This is a genomic window from Phaeobacter italicus, assembly GCF_001258055.1.
Classification (GTDB): domain Bacteria; phylum Pseudomonadota; class Alphaproteobacteria; order Rhodobacterales; family Rhodobacteraceae; genus Phaeobacter; species Phaeobacter italicus.
Map to the genome: position 1 here is coordinate 592,035 of NZ_CVRM01000011.1, position 18,777 is coordinate 610,811.

Annotated in this window: 15 protein-coding genes; 10 read left to right on the top strand and 5 right to left on the bottom strand. The window is 60.2% G+C overall.

Translation table 11 applies throughout. The features are described 5' to 3' along the window. Positions 1-12 precede the first annotated feature (12 nt). Positions 13-519: a phosphatidylglycerophosphatase A family protein gene (locus NIT7645_RS06070; protein ID WP_008559227.1), complete on the bottom strand. Its 507-nt coding sequence runs from the start codon at positions 517-519 to the stop codon at positions 13-15. Continuing rightward, positions 516-1,742, bottom strand: coding sequence for a bifunctional 2-C-methyl-D-erythritol 4-phosphate cytidylyltransferase/2-C-methyl-D-erythritol 2,4-cyclodiphosphate synthase (locus NIT7645_RS06075; RefSeq protein ID WP_082204832.1), 1,227 nt, complete (start codon positions 1,740-1,742; stop codon positions 516-518). The genes NIT7645_RS06070 and NIT7645_RS06075 overlap by 4 nt, the downstream gene beginning before the upstream one ends. 181 nt (positions 1,743-1,923) lie before the next feature. On the opposite strand from NIT7645_RS06075, the gene dusB reads away from it, so the two are divergent. The 5 genes from dusB to ntrX all read left to right on the top strand — a co-directional run bounded on the left by dusB (position 1,924) and on the right by ntrX (position 9,265). Further along, the gene (dusB, locus tag NIT7645_RS06080; protein ID WP_008560890.1) at positions 1,924-2,919 is read left to right on the top strand and encodes a tRNA dihydrouridine synthase DusB; all 996 of its coding nucleotides are present in this window, start codon (positions 1,924-1,926) and stop codon (positions 2,917-2,919) included. Continuing rightward, the gene (locus NIT7645_RS06085) at positions 2,916-4,073 is read left to right on the top strand and encodes a two-component system sensor histidine kinase NtrB (RefSeq protein WP_008560315.1); all 1,158 of its coding nucleotides are present in this window, start codon (positions 2,916-2,918) and stop codon (positions 4,071-4,073) included. Before dusB ends, NIT7645_RS06085 begins: the two co-directional genes overlap by 4 nt. Before the next feature lie 6 nt (positions 4,074-4,079). Continuing rightward, the gene (locus NIT7645_RS06090; protein WP_050686350.1) at positions 4,080-5,477 is read left to right on the top strand and encodes a sigma-54-dependent Fis family transcriptional regulator; all 1,398 of its coding nucleotides are present in this window, start codon (positions 4,080-4,082) and stop codon (positions 5,475-5,477) included. 99 nt (positions 5,478-5,576) lie between these two features. Further along, positions 5,577-7,856 (top strand): sensor histidine kinase NtrY-like, encoded by a 2,280-nt coding sequence (locus tag NIT7645_RS06095; RefSeq protein ID WP_008560049.1) that lies wholly within the window; start codon positions 5,577-5,579, stop codon positions 7,854-7,856. Continuing rightward, entirely contained in the window at positions 7,853-9,265 is a 1,413-nt protein-coding gene (gene ntrX / locus NIT7645_RS06100) for a nitrogen assimilation response regulator NtrX (RefSeq protein ID WP_008558742.1), read from the top strand. The genes NIT7645_RS06095 and ntrX overlap by 4 nt, the downstream gene beginning before the upstream one ends. A 54-nt stretch (positions 9,266-9,319) precedes the next feature. Here ntrX and NIT7645_RS06105 read toward each other — a convergent pair whose 3' ends face one another. Continuing rightward, positions 9,320-9,865: a hypothetical protein gene (locus tag NIT7645_RS06105; protein ID WP_050686351.1), complete on the bottom strand. Its 546-nt coding sequence runs from the start codon at positions 9,863-9,865 to the stop codon at positions 9,320-9,322. A gap of 15 nt (positions 9,866-9,880) precedes the next feature. Between NIT7645_RS06105 and trkA the strand changes: the two genes are divergently transcribed. From trkA to hflX, 4 genes are all read left to right on the top strand, one after another. After that, entirely contained in the window at positions 9,881-11,299 is a 1,419-nt protein-coding gene (gene trkA / locus NIT7645_RS06110; RefSeq protein ID WP_333695216.1) for a Trk system potassium transporter TrkA, read from the top strand. Next, positions 11,300-12,850: a TrkH family potassium uptake protein gene (locus NIT7645_RS06115; protein ID WP_008562261.1), complete on the top strand. Its 1,551-nt coding sequence runs from the start codon at positions 11,300-11,302 to the stop codon at positions 12,848-12,850. Between the two features lie 128 nt (positions 12,851-12,978). Next, positions 12,979-13,218, top strand: coding sequence for an RNA chaperone Hfq (gene hfq, locus NIT7645_RS06120; protein WP_008204623.1), 240 nt, complete (start codon positions 12,979-12,981; stop codon positions 13,216-13,218). Then, positions 13,218-14,489 (top strand): GTPase HflX, encoded by a 1,272-nt coding sequence (gene hflX, locus NIT7645_RS06125; RefSeq protein ID WP_008560146.1) that lies wholly within the window; start codon positions 13,218-13,220, stop codon positions 14,487-14,489. Before hfq ends, hflX begins: the two co-directional genes overlap by 1 nt. A gap of 89 nt (positions 14,490-14,578) precedes the next feature. Here hflX and NIT7645_RS06130 read toward each other — a convergent pair whose 3' ends face one another. Then, positions 14,579-17,056 carry a penicillin acylase family protein gene (locus tag NIT7645_RS06130; RefSeq protein WP_008561507.1) on the bottom strand — a complete coding sequence of 826 codons (2,478 nt, stop codon included), beginning with the start codon at positions 17,054-17,056 and terminating at the stop codon, positions 14,579-14,581. Positions 17,057-17,163: 107 nt separating this feature from the next. On the opposite strand from NIT7645_RS06130, the gene NIT7645_RS06135 reads away from it, so the two are divergent. Next, positions 17,164-18,066, top strand: a complete 903-nt coding sequence (locus NIT7645_RS06135) for an NAD(P)-dependent oxidoreductase (RefSeq protein WP_278245769.1) — start codon at positions 17,164-17,166, stop codon at positions 18,064-18,066. 88 nt (positions 18,067-18,154) lie between these two features. On the opposite strand, the gene NIT7645_RS06140 is transcribed toward NIT7645_RS06135, so the two are convergent. Further along, positions 18,155-18,730, bottom strand: coding sequence for a lipid-binding SYLF domain-containing protein (locus tag NIT7645_RS06140; protein ID WP_037302401.1), 576 nt, complete (start codon positions 18,728-18,730; stop codon positions 18,155-18,157). Positions 18,731-18,777: the final 47 nt, after the last annotated feature.

Genomic DNA, 18,777 nt, shown 5'->3' on the forward strand with positions numbered 1-18,777 from the left:
CTATTGCTCCTGTCAGAGGCCAAGGAGGCCGTGGAAAATACCGGCAAGCACTGCAACACCAATAGCGGCAAGGATGCCCGCGATGATGTCGTCCATCATCACACCTGTCGCGCCTTTCTGGCGGTCGGCCCAGCCCACGGGGCCGGGTTTCCAGACATCAAACAGGCGGAACAGACCAAAGGCAGCGATCCAGCCGGGCCAAAGCGCCGTGATTGCGATGTCATGGGCCCAGGCGGGATAGGAAATCGCCCAAAGCGCGATGAACTGGCCTGCGACCTCGTCCAGGACAAATTCGGACGGATCCATGTTTTCGCGATTGCGGGTCATGGCCTCGGCCGCCCAGACCCCGACAACCATACAGATCACTGTGGCCAGAGCCAGAAGCAGAAAGCCACCGAGCTGATGCAGCGCATAGGCCATCGGCAAAGCGGCGAGCGATCCCCAAGTGCCGGGGGCAGGGCGCAGATACCCGACACCGCCGACAGTACCGATCAGAAAGGCAAGGCGCGAGGTCTTCATGGTTTCACCACACAGGCGGTTGCGATGGCTGCGATGCCTTCTGAGCGACCGGTAAAGCCCAGCCGTTCTGATGTGGTTGCCTTGATCGACACCCGAGAGATATCGATCGACAGGATCTCTGCTACTGCGGCGCGCATGGCTGGGGCGTGAGGGGTGATTTTGGGGAACTCGCACACCAGGGTGCAGTCCACGTTGGAGATCTGATAGCCCTTGGAGCGGGCAAGCTCGGCGGCGTGGCACAGGAAGATATCGCTGGCTGCGCCTTTCCACTGCGGATCGCTGGGTGGAAAGTGGCGGCCAATGTCGCCCTCTGCCAGCGCACCATAGAGGGCGTCGGTGATGGCATGCAGTCCTACGTCCGCGTCCGAGTGGCCCTGAAGGCCGCGATCATGGGCGATGGGCACCCCGCAGAGAATGACCTCATCCCCCGCTCCGAACCGGTGAACATCATAGCCATTACCAAGCCTTACATCCATGTCGCCCCCTAAAATGCGTGCGGCCCGGTCAAAATCTTCCGGGCGGGTGATTTTCATATTGTCGGGGTCGCCCGGAATGATGGCGACGTCAAGCCCCGCAGCACGCGCCACTTCGACGTCGTCGGCGGCATCAGCCCCCGTTTCGGCAAGGGCCGCATGGGCAGAGATGATCGCATCCAGGCGAAACCCCTGTGGTGTCTGCGCGCCATAAAGGCCCGTGCGATCTTCTGTGCCAGTCACCTTGGCCTCTGCACCGCGCCACAGGGCATCCGTGACAGGCAGAGCAGGCGCGGCGGCAAGACCGGTGTCAAGCGCCGCGCATACCGCGTGGATGACGCGGGAGGAGACACAGGGGCGCGCGGCGTCATGAATGAGCACCTTCTGGATCGGGCTGTCTTTCAGGGTAGCGAGACCGTTGGCCACGGATTGGGCGCGGGTCTGGCCCCCTTTCGCCAGGGTGATATCGGCAACAGAGCCGAATTCGGCCCAGGCCTGGTCGTCATCAGGGGACAGAACGAGGACAATCTGGCGCACGCCGGCAGTGCGAAAGGCGGCCAATGTCCAGTCGATCACCCGCTTTCCGGCCAGCGGTCGCCATTGTTTCGGCACCCCACCCCCCGCGCGCGTTCCGCGCCCGGCTGCAACGATCAGGGCGGCTGTGGTGTCCATTTGGTGGGCAAATCCGACAGTAGGATCGACTGAAGCGGCAGGTTGTGTCGCGTCGGGAAGGGGCGTATCGGCAGGCATGGTCAGGCTCTTTCCGTTTTGGGAATTGTTTAGGAGGTGATGCAGACGGAGGCAATCACCCCCTGTCGACTGCCTAAAAATTAGGCAAATGCCACTTTATGTAGCCTTGCAGCCGGGGGCTTCATTGTCGCATAGCTGAGCCCTCCGCTAAATATCAACCATATGCACAAGGATTAGGCAGTTGTCCTTTACACTGGGTACCACCTCTCTCACGCCCCCGATTGCTCTGGCTCCGATGGCCGGAATCACGGATCGCCCGTTTCGCGATCTGGTGCGCGGCTTTGGCGTGGGGCTCATGGTGAGCGAAATGGTGGCAAGCCAGGAAATGGTGCAGGCCAAGCCGGGCGTGCGGGAACGGGCCGAACTGAGCGCAGATGTGGAAAACACGGCCGTGCAGCTGGCGGGTCGTGATGCCTATTGGATGGCAGAGGCGGCGCGCCAGGTCGAAGACCGTGGCGCCAAGGTCATCGATATCAACATGGGGTGTCCCGCAAAGAAGGTGACAAACGGCTATTCCGGCTCTGCCCTGCTCAAGACGCCAGATCATGCGCTCTCGCTTATCGAGGCGGTTGTCGGGGCGGTGTCTGTGCCTGTCACGCTAAAGACGCGGCTGGGGTGGGACGACAACAGTCTCAACGCCGCCGACGTGGCCCGCCGTGCGCAAAATGCGGGGGTGCAGATGGTCACGATCCACGGACGCACGCGGTGCCAGTTCTACAAGGGCTCTGCCGACTGGGGGGCAATCTCCGAGGTGAAGGCGGCATTGGATGTGCCGCTGTTGGCCAATGGCGATATCATCGACACCGCCACTGCCCGCGAGGCGCTGAAACGCTCTGGTGCCGATGGGGTGATGATTGGTCGTGGCGCGCAGGGCAAACCGTGGCTCTTGGCTCAGGTGGCGCATGACATCTGGGGAAGCGAGGCGCCACAGATCCCGACAGGCACTGATCTGGTGCGACTGGTGAGCGACCACTATGAGGCGATGCTGGCCTTTTACGGTCTGGACCTTGGGATCCGCGTCGCCCGCAAACATCTGGGTTGGTATATGGACGAGGCGGCAACGCCCGCGCCGTTGCGCCGCGACATCCTGACGGCCAAGGATCCAAAGGATGTTCTGCGACTTTTGCCCGATGCGCTGCTGGGCTCTGCCCCCGCGACGGGAGGGGCCGCAGCATGACAGAGGGCGGCAAAGCGATGACAGAGCAGGCGCCATCGGATTGGAACGGGTCGGACAGTGCGCTTTGGGCGGCCCTTCCGGTGCCTGCGTTTCTGATTGATGATGCGGCCTGTATCGTCGATGTGAACTCCGCCGCCGAGGGGTTTTTGAACACCTCCCAAAAGGCGCTGCGGGGCAAGCCGATCTGGGATCATGTCATCATCGCGCCAAAGATTGACGAAGCCGTTGACCGTGCAAGAGAGGCGGGAACGCCACTGTTTGTAAATGATATCGACGTGGGGGCACCGGGACGCGCGCCGCTGCAATGCAATGTGCAGGTCGCCCGGGTGCAGGGGCAGGGTGCGATTGCGGGGCATATGCTGATCCTGATGTCGCCCCGCGAGCTGGCCGCACGGATGACCCAGAACCATTCGGCGAAGTCCGCAGCCCAATCCGCGATCGGGATGGCAGAGATGCTGGCCCATGAGATCAAGAACCCCCTGGCCGGGATTACCGGTGCGGCCCAGCTGTTGTCGATGGGGCTGAGTGGTGGGGATCTTGAGCTTACCGATCTCATCGTGAGTGAAAGCCGACGCATTGTTAAGCTGCTGGAGCAGGTCGAACAATTCGGCAATCACTCCGAACCCGCCTTTCAGGAGGTCAATCTCCACGACGTGCTGGATCGCGCCCGTCGCTCTGCGTTGCTGGGGTTTGGGGCGCATATGACCATCATCGAGGATTATGACCCCTCTCTGCCGATGGCGTGGGGGGATGCAGATCAGCTGTTGCAGGTTGTCTTGAACCTGCTCAAAAACGCCTCTGAGGCGGCTGATCCTGTGGGCGGGACCATTCGGATCCGGACCTTCTATGAGCATTCCTTTCGCCTGCGCCGCAGTGACGGCTCGGGCAAGCTGCTGCCGTTGCAGATTGAAATATCGGATGATGGTCCGGGCCTGCCTGATAGTATCCGCGATGATATCTTTGACCCCTTTGTGTCGGGCCGCGAGAACGGCACCGGTCTGGGGCTCGCACTGGTGAGCAAGATCATTGCCGATCATCAGGGGTGGATCTCTGTCACATCCGAACCTGGCAAAACCGTATTCCGCCTGTCCCTGTCGCGTGTGCCAACCACGCCCAAGGCCCGGCCCACACCCATACCCATACCGCAGGAGTAACAGACCATGGACGGCACCGTTCTTGTCGCAGATGATGATCGCACCATTCGCACGGTCCTGACCCAGGCCCTGACGCGGGCAGGGTGCAAGGTCCACGCGACCTCCTCTCTCACCACTTTGATGCGCTGGGTGGGAGAGGGCAAAGGCGATGTCGTCATCTCGGATGTCATGATGCCGGACGGAAACGGGCTGGAGATGCTGCCGAAGATTGCCGAAGATCGACCCGGCCTGCCGGTGATCGTGATTTCTGCGCAAAACACCATCATGACAGCGATCAAGGCGGCCGAGGCGGAGGCCTATGATTACCTGCCCAAGCCATTTGATTTGCCGGAATTGATGAAGCGCACGGCCAAGGCTCTGTCGGAAAAACGGTCGCCGCAGGGCGCTGGGCGCACCGAGCCGCTCAGCCAGGCGGATACGGTTGGCGAAAGCGCGGAAGATCTGCCGCTGGTTGGGCGGACCGAAGTGATGCAGGCGCTTTATCGGCTGGTGGCGCGGGTGATGAACACGGATATCCCGCTGATGATCACGGGGGAGAGCGGAACCGGAAAATCACTGATCGCCCGGTCGATCCACGATCTGTCTGATCGCCGGACCCTACCGTTTGTGCGCGCAGAGGCGGCGGATCTCATTGCGCTTGATGGTCCCGCACGGCTGCTGAACGAAGCGCGTGGTGGGACGCTGTTGCTGGATGAAATCGCCGATCTGCCGGAAGAGGCGCAGGCGCGGGTGGTGCGCATGATGGATGCCCCCGGCGATCGTCAGCCCCGCTTTATTGCTACCAGTCAGGAAAACCCTGCTGCGGCGATGGAGGCAGGCAAACTGCGTCAGGATCTCTATTACCGGATCAGTGGCACCGAACTTGCGGTGCCTGCGCTGCGGGCGCGGGTCGATGATATTCCGCGGCTCTGTGCACATTTCCTGACACGGGCCGAAAACGAAGGCGCGCCGCATCGTCAGTTGGGCGAGACTGCCCGCGAACCACTGCGCCAATTCCCCTGGCCCGGAAACGTGCGCCAGCTGGAGAATGTGGTGCGGCGTCTTGCCCTGACCGCGCGCAGCGAGGAGATCACGGTCGAAGAGGTCCAGTCGGCGCTGGGCGCGCAATCTGGCGGCGAACCAGTTGCCGCGGGAGGCGCGCCGCTCAGCACCGAAAAACTCTCGGAATCAGTGGCACGCCATCTGCAGCGCTATTTTGATCTGCACGGCGATATGCTGCCGCCTCCGGGGCTCTACGCCCGTATTCTGCGCGAAGTTGAGACGCCGTTGATCGAAATTTCGCTGGCGATGACCGGCGGAAATCAGGCCAAATGCGCGGATTTACTTGGCATTAACCGCAATACGTTGCGCAAGAAGATCACGGACCTTGATATTGAGGTGACACGCCGTCGCAAACTGATGTAATATCGCCACAGAACCGTGGCAAATCAGTGAAGGTGCTGGTTTCGATCACGAGATATGGCGGTTGGCCAGAATGGCCACACATCAGGATGAGGGCAGTACGTGGCGCAGAGGTCACATCTTCGCTCGGCATATGGGCCGTTTGCTGCCCTTGACCGGTGGCGCAGAACACGCAGGGCGCGCAATTTCGGCGCGCTTGGGCTTGTGGTGCTTGGCCCCGTCTTGGCGGTGGCGACATTTCTCATTATCGGGCCGTTTTCCCAAGGGGCCGCGTCGCTGTCGCTGCGGCTGATCCTGCTGGCCGATTTGATCTATGTGCTGGCGATTGCCGCGCTGGTTCTGACGCAGGTGGGACGGCTTATTGCAGCGCGCCGGGCCAAATCTGCTGGATCGCGGCTGCACTTGCGGTTGATCGGGGCGTTTGCCTTCCTTGCGTTGACACCCACGGTCATCGTGGCACTTTTTGCGGGTCTGACGGTGAATGTCGGGCTTGAGGGCTGGTTTTCGGACCGGGTGCGACAGGTGGTCGGCAGTTCGCTTGCCGCAGCAGAGGCGTATCAGGCGCAGCAGGAACGCGACCTGTCAGAGGATGCCAGCGCGCTTGCCCGCTATATCGACAACAGCCGGAATCGGAACTTCTTTATTTCTGATGGGCAGCTGCGGCAGGTGCTGACACAGGGGCAGCTGCAGATCCAGCGTGGATTGCAGGAAGCCTATGTCATCGACGGCGCGGGAAACATCCGCGCCCGCGGGGAGCGGTCCTATGAGTTCGATTTTGAGACCCCGGACGCAGGCGACATCAGCGAGGCAACTTTTGACGGGCTGAAACTGGTTCAGGACTGGGACAACAACGAATTCCGGGCCCTGGTTCGGTTGGATGCCTTTGTGGACCGCTTTTTGTATGTCAGCCGTGACGTCGATGGCGAACTGCTCAGCCTTTTGGATGATACCAAGGAAACTGCGCATCTTTATCAGCAGTTGGAAAACGAACGCGGGCGGGTCCTGTTTGAATTCGGCCTTTTGTATCTGGGCTTTGCGGTGATCTTGATCCTTGCGGCGATGTGGCTTGGGATGTGGTTCGCAGAGCGGCTGTCCCGGCCGGTGGGGCGTCTGACCATCGCGGCGCGCCGGGTTGGGACGGGCAATCTGAATGTGCAGGTTCCGGAAGAAGAGGGCGATGACGAGATTGCCCAGCTTGGTCGCTATTTCAACCAGATGACCGAAGAACTGCGCGGGCAGCGAGATGAGCTGCTGGAGAACACCCGCCAGATTGAACGGCGTCGTCGGTTGTTTGACTCCGTTCTGATGTCCGTCACCTCCGGCGTTGTCGGTCTGGATGACGAGGGGCGCGTGACCTTTGTGAACCGCTCGGCAGAGCGCTTGCTGGATTGGAACGAGGATCGGCAATCTCTTGCCTTGGCGGTTGCGGTGCCTGAATTCGGCCCCCTGTTTCAGGAGCTGAGCGAGAGCGGCAGCGATGTCGTGCAGGGAGAGGTCAAGGTGACCCGTCAGGGCCAGCTGGAAAATCTCCTGGTTCGCATGTCGCCGCGTCGCAGCGGAGAGGGCAACCTGGAAGGCTATGTAGTGGCCTTTGACGATGTGACGGATCTTGTCAGCGCCCAGCGGATGGCGGCGTGGGGCGATGTTGCGCGCAGGATCGCCCATGAGATCAAGAACCCGCTTACCCCGATCCAGCTGAGCGCTGAACGCATCAAACGCAAATTCGCACCCAAGCTGGGCGAGGAAAACAGCGATTTGCTGCAATCGATGACGGATGTGATCGTGCGCCAGACCAATGACCTGCGCCGGATTGTTGATGAGTTTTCAAAGTTCGCGCGCATGCCCGAACCTGATCGCCGCGAGGAGGATCTGGTCCAGCTTCTGCGCGAGGCGGTGACATTGCAGAAAGCCGGGCAGCCGGATCTGACCATCACGGCGGATCTGCCGAACGCGCCGATGATGGCGGATCTTGACGCGACGATGATTGGCCAAGCGCTGACCAATTTGATCAAGAACGCCGGGGAAGCCGTTGAAAGCCTTTCCAAAAAGGGAACAGTGCCAGATCTGAAGCCAGAGATCCGTATCGCGGTTTCGGCGCAGAAATCGGGCTATGAGGTGACCATCGCCGACAATGGCATCGGTCTGCCGGAGGATCGGGCACGGTTGTTCGAACCCTATGTGACAACGCGGGACGAGGGCACCGGCCTTGGCCTGCCGATTGTAAAGAAAATTATCGAAGAACACGGCGGTACGCTGGCGCTGGAGGATGCGCCGGTCTTTGACGGTCAGAGCCATTTTGGTGCCATGGCCGTCATCCGCCTGCCTGCAAAGAGTGAGGTTGCAGGCCAACAGAAGAGTACAGTGAAAGCAGGTCTGACATGAGTGATATTCTGATTGTTGATGATGAACGGGACATCCGCGAGCTGGTTTCCGATATTCTTGAGGATGAGGGCTATGCCACGCGCAAGGCCGGGAGTTCTGAAGAATGTATGGCAGCCCTCAACGAGGAGGCGCCTGCGCTCCTGATCCTGGATATCTGGCTAAAGGACAGCCAGATGGATGGCATCGATATCCTCAAGGTCGTCAAACGGGACATGCCCGACATTCCTGTGGTCATCATTTCCGGTCACGGGAACATTGAAATCGCAGTGGCCGCGATCAAGCAGGGCGCCTATGATTTCATTGAAAAACCGTTCAACATCGATCAGTTGCTGGTTGTTATTCGCCGGGCGATGGAGACGTCGCAGTTGCGGCGTGAAAACTCTGACCTGAAGCGCAAGGACTCTGGCGTCACCGAAATGATCGGGGCCTCTGCCGCATTCCGGGCGCTGGTCGGGCAGTTGGACAAGGTGACGAAATCCAACGGCCGGGTGATGCTGACAGGACCGGCAGGCAGCGGCAAGGAGATCGCTGCGCGCTATATCCATATGCAATCCAACCGCGCCTCGGCGCCGTTTGTGACTGTGAACTGCGCAAGCATTGAGCCGGACCGCATGGAAGAGGTGCTGTTTGGGCGCGAGAGCGCAGAGCGCGGAGTTGAGCCAGGGCTTCTTGAGCAGGCCCACGGTGGGGTCGTCTTCTTTGACGAAGTGGCCGATATGCCCCTTGGCACCCAGTCCAAGATCCTGCGTGTGCTGGTTGACCAGCAATTCCAGCGGGTGGGCGGCAGCGACAAGATCAAGGTTGATCTTCGGGTTATTTCGTCCACGAACAAGGACTTGGAGCGCGAGATTGAAGCGGATCGCTTCCGCCAGGAGCTGTATCATCGCCTGAACGTCGTGCCGATCCCGGTGCCTTCGTTGGCAGATCGGCGCGAGGATATTCCCCTGTTGGCCGATCACTTCATCCGCCACTTCAACGAACATCAGGGCCTGCCGCTGCGCATGTTGAGCGATGATGCGGTAGCGTTGATGCAAACCATGATCTGGCCCGGCAACGTGCGGCAGCTGAAGAACATGGTCGAACGGGTGCTGATCCTTGGCGACAGCTCCGGCCCGATCGAGCCCAAAGATCTCCCGCGGGAGGAAGAGCCGCAGGAAGATCAGGGCCGGGTGGTGCTGTCCGGTGCGCTTGCAACCCTGCCGCTGCGCGAGGCGCGTGAGGCGTTTGAGCGAGAGTATCTTCTGACCCAGATCAACCGCTTTGGTGGCAATATCAGCCGCACGGCATCATTTGTCGGGATGGAGCGTTCTGCCCTGCACCGAAAGCTGAAATCGCTGGGGGTTGTGACCTCCAACAAGGCTGGCGCGCGGATCGCCCATGTCGAAAAAGAAGAAGACATGGCCGAGTGATCTCGTAAAATCGCAAAGAAACAATGGATTACGGGTCGTTCTTCGGCCCGTTTTTCATTCTGGGGCTATTGCGATTTTCGGTTGCTGGCCCCTTTGGGGGATCGCACAGGACGCCGGACCAATCGGTGGCAGAGTACGGCTCTGATAGGTGGCCAGTTGATCCGCCAGTTTCTGAGGGCAGCGTTTCAGGGCGACGCTTTGATAACCCTTCGCCGCCATGCAGGACAGCTCGACCCGTTTGCGCAAATCGGCATTGACATCGACGGTGTAGATTTCGCCGTCCTCCCAATACCCGGCGGTCCGGTAGCAGCGGCCTTGCCTGCAGATTTCCCGCCCTGGGTAAAACACTGGCGGGCGTTGCCGGATCTGGTTGGCAACGGGGGCGTCTTTCAAGGCTTCCACCTCGCATGCGAGCAGGTCAGCATCGCGGCGCGAGACCTCAGCGCCATCTTTCCAATAGACCGGGACAGGCCCGCAACCCGCAAGGAGCATCGCCAAGGATAGCCCGGCAAACATATGATTTCGCATGGACATAGGAGGAGCTTGGACCAATTGCTGGCATAAGACAATTGAATTGACCGTGTCGGCGGCTTCTGTCATTCAAATCAGGCAGTTTTGGGCTTTGGCGCCCTATGTGGCGCACCAGGGGACAGGCACATGAAGGTTATTATCTGTGGCGCAGGCCAGGTTGGCTGGCAGATTGCCCGCCATCTGTCGGGAGAGCACAACGATGTCACCGTTGTCGACAACAACCCCGAACTGGTGCGGCGTGCAACAGATACCCTTGATGTTCAAGGGATTGCTGGCTTTGCCTCTTATCCGGACGTGCTGACACGCGCAGGTGCGCGTGATGCTGACATGATCATCGCGGCGACCCATTCGGATGAGGTCAACATGGTCATCTGCCAGATGGCCCATTCGGTGTTTTCGATCCAGCGCAAGATCGCGCGCCTTCGTTCAAAAAGCTATCTGGAGGCGATCTACTCTGATCTGTATCGCCGCGATCACCTGCCGATTGATGTAGTGATCAGCCCGGAACGTGAAGTCGCTGCCGCGGCAATGCAGCGCCTGTCTGCCCCTGCGGCGTTTGACACTGAGATGTTCATGGAGGGCAAGGCCCAGCTTCTTGGTGTGCACATCGACGAGGACTGCCCGGTGGTGAACACTCCGCTGCGCCAGTTGACGGATCTGTTTTCCACGCTGCGCGCCATCGTGGTCGGGATCCGCCGCGATGGGACGCTGTTTGCGCCAGAGCCGGGAGACCAGTTGTTTGTGGGCGACAGCGCCTATGTGTTCGCCCATGTCGATGACGTGAGCCGCACCATCGAAGTATTTGGCAAGCATCAGAAAAAACAGGATCGGATGGTGATTGTCGGTGGCGGTAACGTCGGGCTGGAGGTTGCCAAGGCGCTAGAGGCCCGGACTGGCCGCGTGCGCGCCAAGATGATCGAACGCAACCGCACATGTGCCGAAAAAGCTGCCGAAACGCTGGAGCGTACGATTGTTCTGAACGGCGACGGTCTTGACCGCAGTCTTATGATCGAGGCGGGGATCGACCGGGCGGATGCGATGCTGGCGGTGACGGATGATGACAAGGTCAATATGCTTGCCGCAGTGCGCGCCAAGGCCGAAGGGTGCCCCTTTGCCATTGCGCTGATCAACGACCCTACGCTGGTGCCGTTGATGGCGCCGCTTGGGATTGACGCCTATATCAACCCGCGTGCCACCACCGTGAGCTCAATCCTGCGCCATATCCGCTATGGTCGCGTGCGGCAGGTCTACTCCATCGGCGACGCCGAGGCAGAGGTGATCGAAGCAGAGGTCATGTCGACCTCGCCCATGGCGGGGCAGATGATCCGCGATATCGACTTTCCCGAAGGGGTTCTGGTTGGGGCCGTCAGCAAAAATGGTGAGGTCATGCGCCCGACGGGGGGAATGCGGATTGACGAGGGCGATGTGATTGCCCTGTTTGCGATGGCCGACGACGTGCCAGAGGTCGAGCGCCTGATGCAGGTCTCGATCGATTTCTTCTAAATGGCCCGGCCCCGACATCTGCAGAAATCAAAGGACCGCGGCATCCTGCGGTTGCCGCTGTTTCTGCTGATCCTTGGCGTTGCCTCGCTGGCGATGTGGGTGCCGGCCCTGCACGGGCTGATCCTGGACGATCACAAGACATCGCGCAGTTTCTTTTACGCGGGCATTATCGGGATCATGGTTGTGGTTCTTGTGGGCCTGTCGATGGGCAACCGCGTCCCGCGCTATTCGATGCCCGGCCAGCTGACGTCGCTCTTGGCGAGCTTTGCGGTTTTGCCGGCCTTTCTTGCCGTTCCGGTTTACGAGGCTATCGGCAACACCACCTATCTGAACGCCTATGTCGATATGGTCGGCGCCATTACCACCACCGGGCTTGATGTGTTTTCTGATCCTGGCCGCCTTCCGCCGAGCGTGCATCTGTGGCGCGCTCTGGTTGGCTGGCTTGGCGGGCTTTTGATGTGGGTCGCAGCCTCGGCCATTTTGGCCCCGCTCTCGCTGGGTGGATTTGAGGTCACGGCCAAGGGCGAACCGGGGCGGGGGACAGCCACACCGCTGCATATGCAACGGGCCGATCCGCGACGTAAACTTGTTGTTGTGACCCAAACGCTTGCGCCGCTTTATGCGGGTTTGACGCTGGTTTTGTGGATCCTTCTGATCGTGACGGGAGAGGGCGCGCTGTCTGCTCTGAGCCATGCGATGTCGGTGATGGCGACGTCGGGGATTTCGGCGGTTGGTGGGGTCGAGAATGGATCCAGCGGGCTGGGCGGCGAGATGGTCATGTTTTTGTTCATGTTCTTCGCCCTGTCGCGTCTGACGTTTTCCTCTGACACCGTGACAAGTGGTCACAGCCGTCTTGATCGCGACCCGGAGTTCCGGATCGGTCTGCTGATCGTCTGTGGCGTGCCGCTGCTGTTGTTCCTGCGTCACTGGATCGCGACGTTTGAGGTGTCGACAAACACCAATGAGCTGGAGCAGGCGCTGCGATCCCTTTGGGGGGCGACCTTTACGGTGTTGTCTTTCCTGTCGACCACCGGGTTTGAGAGCGCTGATTGGGAAACCGCGCGCCAGTGGTCCGGGCTCAATACACCCGGCATGATCCTCTTGGGGTTGTCCGTGATCGGCGGAGGCGTCGCAACGACCGCTGGCGGGGTCAAGCTGCTGCGCGTTTATGCCCTATATCTCAATGGTCTGCGGGAAATGGAGCGGTTGGTTCACCCGTCCTCTGTCAGCAACGAGGGGCGGGGAAACCGGCGCCTGCAAAAGGGCGGTGCCTTTGTGGCTTGGGTGTTTTTCATGCTGTTTGCGGTGTCGCTTGCGGTCATCAGTATCGCTCTGGCGGCGGTGGGTGCAGATTTCGAGCAGGCGATGATTCTGACCATTGCAACGCTGTCGACCACCGGGCCGCTGACAGAAATCGCAGGCACCGCGCCGATCAACCTGATTGAACTGACAGCTGCTGCAAAATTAATCCTTTGTTTTGCGATGGTCTTGGGGCGCCTTGAAACCCTCGCAATCATCGCGCTGATGACACCAAACCTCTGGCGTAGCTAGGAGTTCGTGGTTAACGTGGGTTGAGCGCGCGTGATTTTCCGGTGGAAAGTCCCCATTTCTGCGTTCATAGTATTTTGACACGACGCGCTGGTCCGCAGCGCAGCAAGAAAAAAGGCGAGATAACAATAATGGCTTCGGACAGACAGAATCTTCAGGATGCCTTCCTGAACCACGTTCGTAAAACCAAGGTTCCGGTCACAATTTTCCTGATCAACGGCGTCAAGCTGCAGGGCGTGATCACATGGTTTGACAATTTCTGTGTCCTGCTGCGTCGGGACGGGCAATCGCAATTGGTTTATAAGCACGCCATTTCGACAATCATGCCCGCCCAGCCGATCAGCCTCTATGAAGGTGAAGACGCCTCTTGATGGAGCATGACCGGACGCCCACCCGTGCCTGGGTGGTGCATCCTGATATCAAATCTGATCGCGATCGTCGCGATGCGGTGTCCGCCCTCGAAGAAGGCGTGGCACTTGCAAAAGCCTTGCCCGATATCGAAGTGATCGGCTCTGACGTCGTGCGCCTGCCCAAGGCGCACGCGGGGATGCTGTTTGGCTCGGGCAAGATTGAAGAATTGCGGGACCAGTTCAAAGCCAATGAGGTTGAGCTGGTCCTGATTGACGGACCGGTATCCCCGGTTCAGCAGCGCAATCTGGAAAAGGCGTGGAAAGTCAAGATCCTCGACCGGACCGGGCTGATCCTTGAGATCTTCTCGGACCGGGCGCGCACCCGTGAGGGTGTGCTGCAGGTGGAGATGGCCGCGCTGAGTTACCAACGCACCCGTCTGGTTCGGGCCTGGACCCACCTTGAACGCCAGCGGGGCGGTTTGGGGTTTGTCGGCGGTCCCGGTGAAACCCAGATCGAAGCGGACCGTCGCGCCATTGATGAACAGCTGGTGCGCCTGCGCCGTCAGCTGGACAAGGTGGTCAAGACACGGACGCTGCACCGGGCTGCGCGCGCCAAGGTACCGTATCCGATTGTTGCGCTTGTCGGCTATACCAACGCAGGCAAATCGACGCTGTTCAACAGGCTTACGGGCGCTGAGGTGATGGCGAAGGACATGCTGTTTGCCACGCTTGACCCGACCATGCGCCGGGTTGAACTGCCGGACGGGCCGGAGATCATCCTGTCGGACACTGTTGGGTTCATTTCTGACCTGCCGACCGAGCTGGTCGCGGCGTTCCGCGCCACGTTGGAAGAAGTTCTGGCCGCGGATGTGGTCGTCCATGTGCGCGACATCAGCCATGAGGAAAGCCAGAACCAGGCGGATGATGTTGAGGCGATCCTGACGTCCCTTGGGGTCGATGACAGCCGTGCGCGGATCGAGGTCTGGAACAAGCTGGATCTCCTGAGCGAGGACGAAGCGGAAGCCAGACGTCAGAGAGCCGAGCGCGAAGACGGCATTCATGCGATCTCAGCGATCAGTGGAGAGGGATTGCCCCGTCTTCTTGCAGACATCGCGGAAAAGCTGCGATCGGTTCGTCATGAAGATGATATCACCCTGACATTTGCGCAAGGCAAACAGCGGGCGTGGCTGTTTGAACAGGATGTCGTGCAAAAGGAAGTGCAGACCGAAACCGGTTTTGAACTGACCGTTTTGTGGACAGAGACGCAGAAAAAACGGTTTGCCGGGCTCTGACATCGGGCCGCAATACCATTGAAAAAACCCCCGCTGACAGATGTGTCGGTGGGGGTTTTTATTTTTTATCAGATTGTTATGCGTGATACTTAATTCACTGGCAGCAATCTGGTGATGCCAACGGCGGCAGCACGTGCCAGATCTTCATCCAGAGACATTGGAATATATTCGCCCCGACGCCACAGTTGCGACATGTCATCGTAGTGGCGGGACAGGAAATGACCGGACTGTCCGGTTGACAGGATAAAGACCGAACTGTCCGGATCGGCAAAATCATAGACGCCGCGATAGCCCGCTGCGTGAACGTTGTGGAAGGGGGTGGGAGCCTCTCCAGATGTGCGGCCACGCTGGAGCGTGTTGTCGCCACCGCTGGTGGACTGCGTGATGTTCAAAAAGACCCGCAGGAACGGCACTTCGCCCAGGACCTCATGGTTCTGGGTGGCTTGGTGGGCATCCCCCCAGCGTAAGGATTCCAAGGCCGTTCCATAGGTTTCTTCGATCCAGATCAGCGCATCATCCAGCGCAAGGCGGGCAATGTCGGTGCAGCTCTCACGCGGGGCGCTCTGGCGGACGTCGCACCATTCCGCGGCACCCTGGACATTGCGATAAACGCGTTCAAGGAATAGCGGGTCGACGTGCTTGAACTCCGCTTCCAGAGGGCCGAGATCGTCGGTGATCAGGCGTTTTTGCAAAGCTCGGACCCAGGCCGCATAGATGAGCGGCTCTGGCAGGTGCTCGTTCATCTCGCCGTTCCATTCAGACAGCAGGGACAGTGCGATCTGGCGTTGACGCTCGCGGGTGCCTTCGGCGGCGGCCTCTCCGGTGAACCACAGATCTGCACCAATCAGCGGCAATAGGGTGCGCGCCGTGTAGGAGACGGTATCGAGCTGCGCCTCAATGAAACTGTCGCGGGTGTGAACCTGACGATCCTGCATCAACCGTTGCCATCTGTTGATCCGCTGGGTGTCGCCCCATTCAAACGAGACGTGATTGGGGAATGGGCGGTCCAGCAGCTTGTTGTTGGTATTGCCCAGAATGCCGCCAACCGGTTCGACAAATTCAGGGTTCGCCGCGTATGGCGCGCGGCCCAGCCAGCGATTTTCGGCGCGCCAGCCCTGACTGGGCAGGCGTCCCTGGCTTTGGTGGCGGGCGTCACGGGCCGGGATGGCTCCGACGGTTTTCAGCGCGATACTGTTGCGGTCCGCAAGCGTGATGTTTTGCGACGGAGCGATGAAACCTTCCCCGATTTCAATAGCTTCCTCGACGGAGTTCGCGCGCATCAGCGCAAGTGCTGCGCTGACAGACGTGTCTTGCGGGCTGAGGCCAGTCCAGCCAAGGCTGATGACATGGCCCGGCGGTGTGATGCTGGCAAGGTTAAAGAGCGACCGCGGCAGGACAGGTCCGTTGTCAGTCCATCGCAGCGTCAGCGTGACGGGTGTTCCGTCCTTGATGTTGATGATCGAGGGGCGTGTTTCAAACCGTTTGTAGCCATTCGGTGTCAGGTATTCTTCGGGGTTTTCCGGGTTTAGTTGTTCGATGAACAGATCCTGATCGTCCATATACGAAGAGGTCACCCCCCAGCCCATCAGATCAGAGCGCCCCGTCAGGACCGCGGGGATACCGGGGATTGTGGCGCCGATGATCCCGCCGGTGCCAAGTTCGAGACGGGCCAAATACCAGATGCCCGGAGCCGTGAGCTCCAGATGGGGATCATTGGCAAGGAGCGTCCCGCCAGCGGCGGACCGATTGGGGGCTGCGGCCCAGGCGTTTGAGGCGCCCGCCTGACCACGCGGCGCAACGGGCATCAGCGGCAGATCGGGAAAGGGCGCGGTCGCTGCCGCATGGCGATTGAGGCTGGGAAAAAGCGCGGCGTATTCGGGCAGGGCGGCAATGCCCTTGCCGGGGGCATCGGGGAGGATGTCGCGCAGCCGCTCTGGATCAGGAAGGGCGAGCGAGACGCGGGCGCGCAGGATCTCTTCCTGCATATGGCCGGACAGCTTCAGTGCCATGAGCTTCATCAGTGCAATGCTGTCTGCCGGCTGCCACGGCGCCATCGGGACGTTGAACAGGAACATCTCTGGCGCGCCGCGACCCAGCGCGTCGTCGTTGATTTCCTGAAGCCGCGCGTTGACCCCGGCAGAATAGGCCTGCAGCGCGGTCATCGCTTCGGGTGTCTGGGCCGAAACCGATTGCTGGGCGAGGCGATAGATATCGAGCCTGCGCACCAGCGTGTCGACAGGAACGGTGCGGCTGCCGAAGATTTCAGAAAGCCGCCCCTTGGCGGTGCGCCGCAGAACGGTCATCTGCCACAGCCGATCCTGCGCATGGGCATAGCCCAGCCCGAAATAGACGTCTTCGTCGCTGGCGCCATAGCTGCCAAAGATATGTGGCACATTGGCATTGTCGCGCACGATCTCGACCGGGGCGAGCAGCCCGGGCAGGGCGATTTCCTTGTCATAATCGGGCAAGGATTGAGCGGCCAGGAAATAGATCAGGCCAAGCCCCAGAACAGATAGCAGAATCAGGCCAGCGGCGAAGCGGAGAAGCCAGCGAAAGAGCAGTTGCATCGGTGGTGCAGTTCCTCAGGAATTTGATGTTATTTGCCTGATTGCGGCGCATATTTTTTGCCCGTGCAGATTGCGCCGCAGCGCCCGGCTGTTAGGGTGACGCCAACATAGGACAAGACGCATCAGGGGAAAAGCAGATGGCAAAGGTTGCATTCTTGGGTTTGGGTGTCATGGGATACCCGATGGCAGGACATCTGGTGAAGGCAGGCCATGAGGTCACTGTCTACAACCGGACAACCGCCAAGGCGGAGGCTTGGGTCAAGGAACACGGCGGCACCTTGGGCGCAACCCCGGCAGAGGCGGCGAAAGGCGCTGATTTCGTCATGGCCTGCGTTGGCAATGATGACGACCTGCGCAGCGTCTGTCTTGGAGAGACCGGTGCGTTTGGCGCGATGTCGGAGGGGGCGATTTTTGTCGACCACACGACAGTGTCGGCCAAGGTGACGCGCGAGCTGTTTTCCGCAGCCGCAGAGGCGGGGCTTTCGTTTGTCGATGCGCCGATTTCAGGCGGGCAGGCTGGTGCCGAGAACGGGGTTCTGTCCGTCATGTGTGGTGGCGATCAGGCGGCCTATGACAAGGCAGAACCCATCATTGATGCCTATGCCCGGATCTGTCGTCGGATTGGCGACAGCGGTGCAGGTCAGATGACCAAGATGTGCAACCAGATTGCCATTGCGGGGCTGGTTCAGGGCCTGAGTGAGGCGCTGCATTTCGCGGACAAGGCGGGTCTGGACGGGCGCGCGGTGGTTGAGGTCATCAGCCAGGGCGCTGCAGGAAGCTGGCAGATGGTGAACCGCCACGAGACCATGCTTGACGATCATTTCGAGCACGGCTTTGCAGTGGACTGGATGCGCAAGGATCTTGGGATCTGTCTGGACGCTGCCGATGAAACCGGGGCCAGCCTGCCGGTCACGGCGCTGGTCGATCAGTTCTATAAGGACGTTCAGAAACTGGGCGGTGGTCGCTGGGACACCTCTAGCCTTTATAAGCGTCTGAAAGCGCTGGATTAAAAGGTATCTGGCCCGCGCTGCGACACACAAACAAAAATGGCCTTTCCCGACGGAAAGGCCATTTCAATTTCAGGCGCTGCAACAGCGATCAGGGAATGATACGGGTGTATTTGGTTCCCTCAAGCGTCGCACCGAGGCGCAGGCCGGCCTGAGCAAAAACCGCCGCCAGGATCGGCGCGTTCAGCGTATTGGTGTCTGCGGCCAGCGAATTGCCTTCGTCGCGCAGAACATATTCCAGATCCGCACCAGCCGCCCAGCCAGAGGAGCGGCGGAAGTTCGACAGCGCGTCCTGGGTCATGAAGAACAGGACATGGGCGTATTGCTGCGCGCCGATTTGCAGACCGGCGTTGCCCTTTACGGTGGAATAATAATCCACGGTCACGCCATCAATGCGCAGCGCCCCGCGCCCAAAGGCACCACCGACGAAAAAGCCTGCTTCTGTCACGAGCGGCATGATCAACATACCAGTGGATTTTTCGGCCAAGGTGACGGCGCCTGGGTATTGGCTGTACATCTGGCTCAGAGTGGCGTCGACACGGGCGTCGATCTTGGAGGCGTTGGAATTGCCGATGCCGTTGCCACATGCGGCGGTAACGCCAGCACCGGCAAGCGCACCAAGCGCGAAACCGCGCCGTGTCATACGGGAAGAAAAAGAGCTGCTCATCGTGGTTGCCTGTTTGTCTGGGCGGGCCCTGTGGGCCGTTCACGTTA

What these genes read in the sequence shown, in the direction of transcription:
- NIT7645_RS06085 (WP_008560315.1), top strand. Translation starts at nt 2,916, where the DNA reads ATGACAGAGGGCGGCAAAGCGATGACAGAGCAGGCGCCATCGGATTGG.
- hfq (WP_008204623.1), top strand. Translation starts at nt 12,979, where the DNA reads ATGGCTTCGGACAGACAGAATCTTCAGGATGCCTTCCTGAACCACGTT.
- ntrX (WP_008558742.1), top strand. Translation starts at nt 7,853, where the DNA reads ATGAGTGATATTCTGATTGTTGATGATGAACGGGACATCCGCGAGCTG.
- hflX (WP_008560146.1), top strand. Translation starts at nt 13,218, where the DNA reads ATGGAGCATGACCGGACGCCCACCCGTGCCTGGGTGGTGCATCCTGAT.
- NIT7645_RS06090 (WP_050686350.1), top strand. Translation starts at nt 4,080, where the DNA reads ATGGACGGCACCGTTCTTGTCGCAGATGATGATCGCACCATTCGCACG.
- NIT7645_RS06130 (WP_008561507.1), bottom strand. Translation starts at nt 17,056, where the DNA reads ATGCAACTGCTCTTTCGCTGGCTTCTCCGCTTCGCCGCTGGCCTGATT.
- NIT7645_RS06105 (WP_050686351.1), bottom strand. Translation starts at nt 9,865, where the DNA reads ATGACAGAAGCCGCCGACACGGTCAATTCAATTGTCTTATGCCAGCAA.
- NIT7645_RS06070 (WP_008559227.1), bottom strand. Translation starts at nt 519, where the DNA reads ATGAAGACCTCGCGCCTTGCCTTTCTGATCGGTACTGTCGGCGGTGTC.
- NIT7645_RS06140 (WP_037302401.1), bottom strand. Translation starts at nt 18,730, where the DNA reads ATGAGCAGCTCTTTTTCTTCCCGTATGACACGGCGCGGTTTCGCGCTT.
- NIT7645_RS06075 (WP_082204832.1), bottom strand. Translation starts at nt 1,742, where the DNA reads ATGCCTGCCGATACGCCCCTTCCCGACGCGACACAACCTGCCGCTTCA.
- NIT7645_RS06115 (WP_008562261.1), top strand. Translation starts at nt 11,300, where the DNA reads ATGGCCCGGCCCCGACATCTGCAGAAATCAAAGGACCGCGGCATCCTG.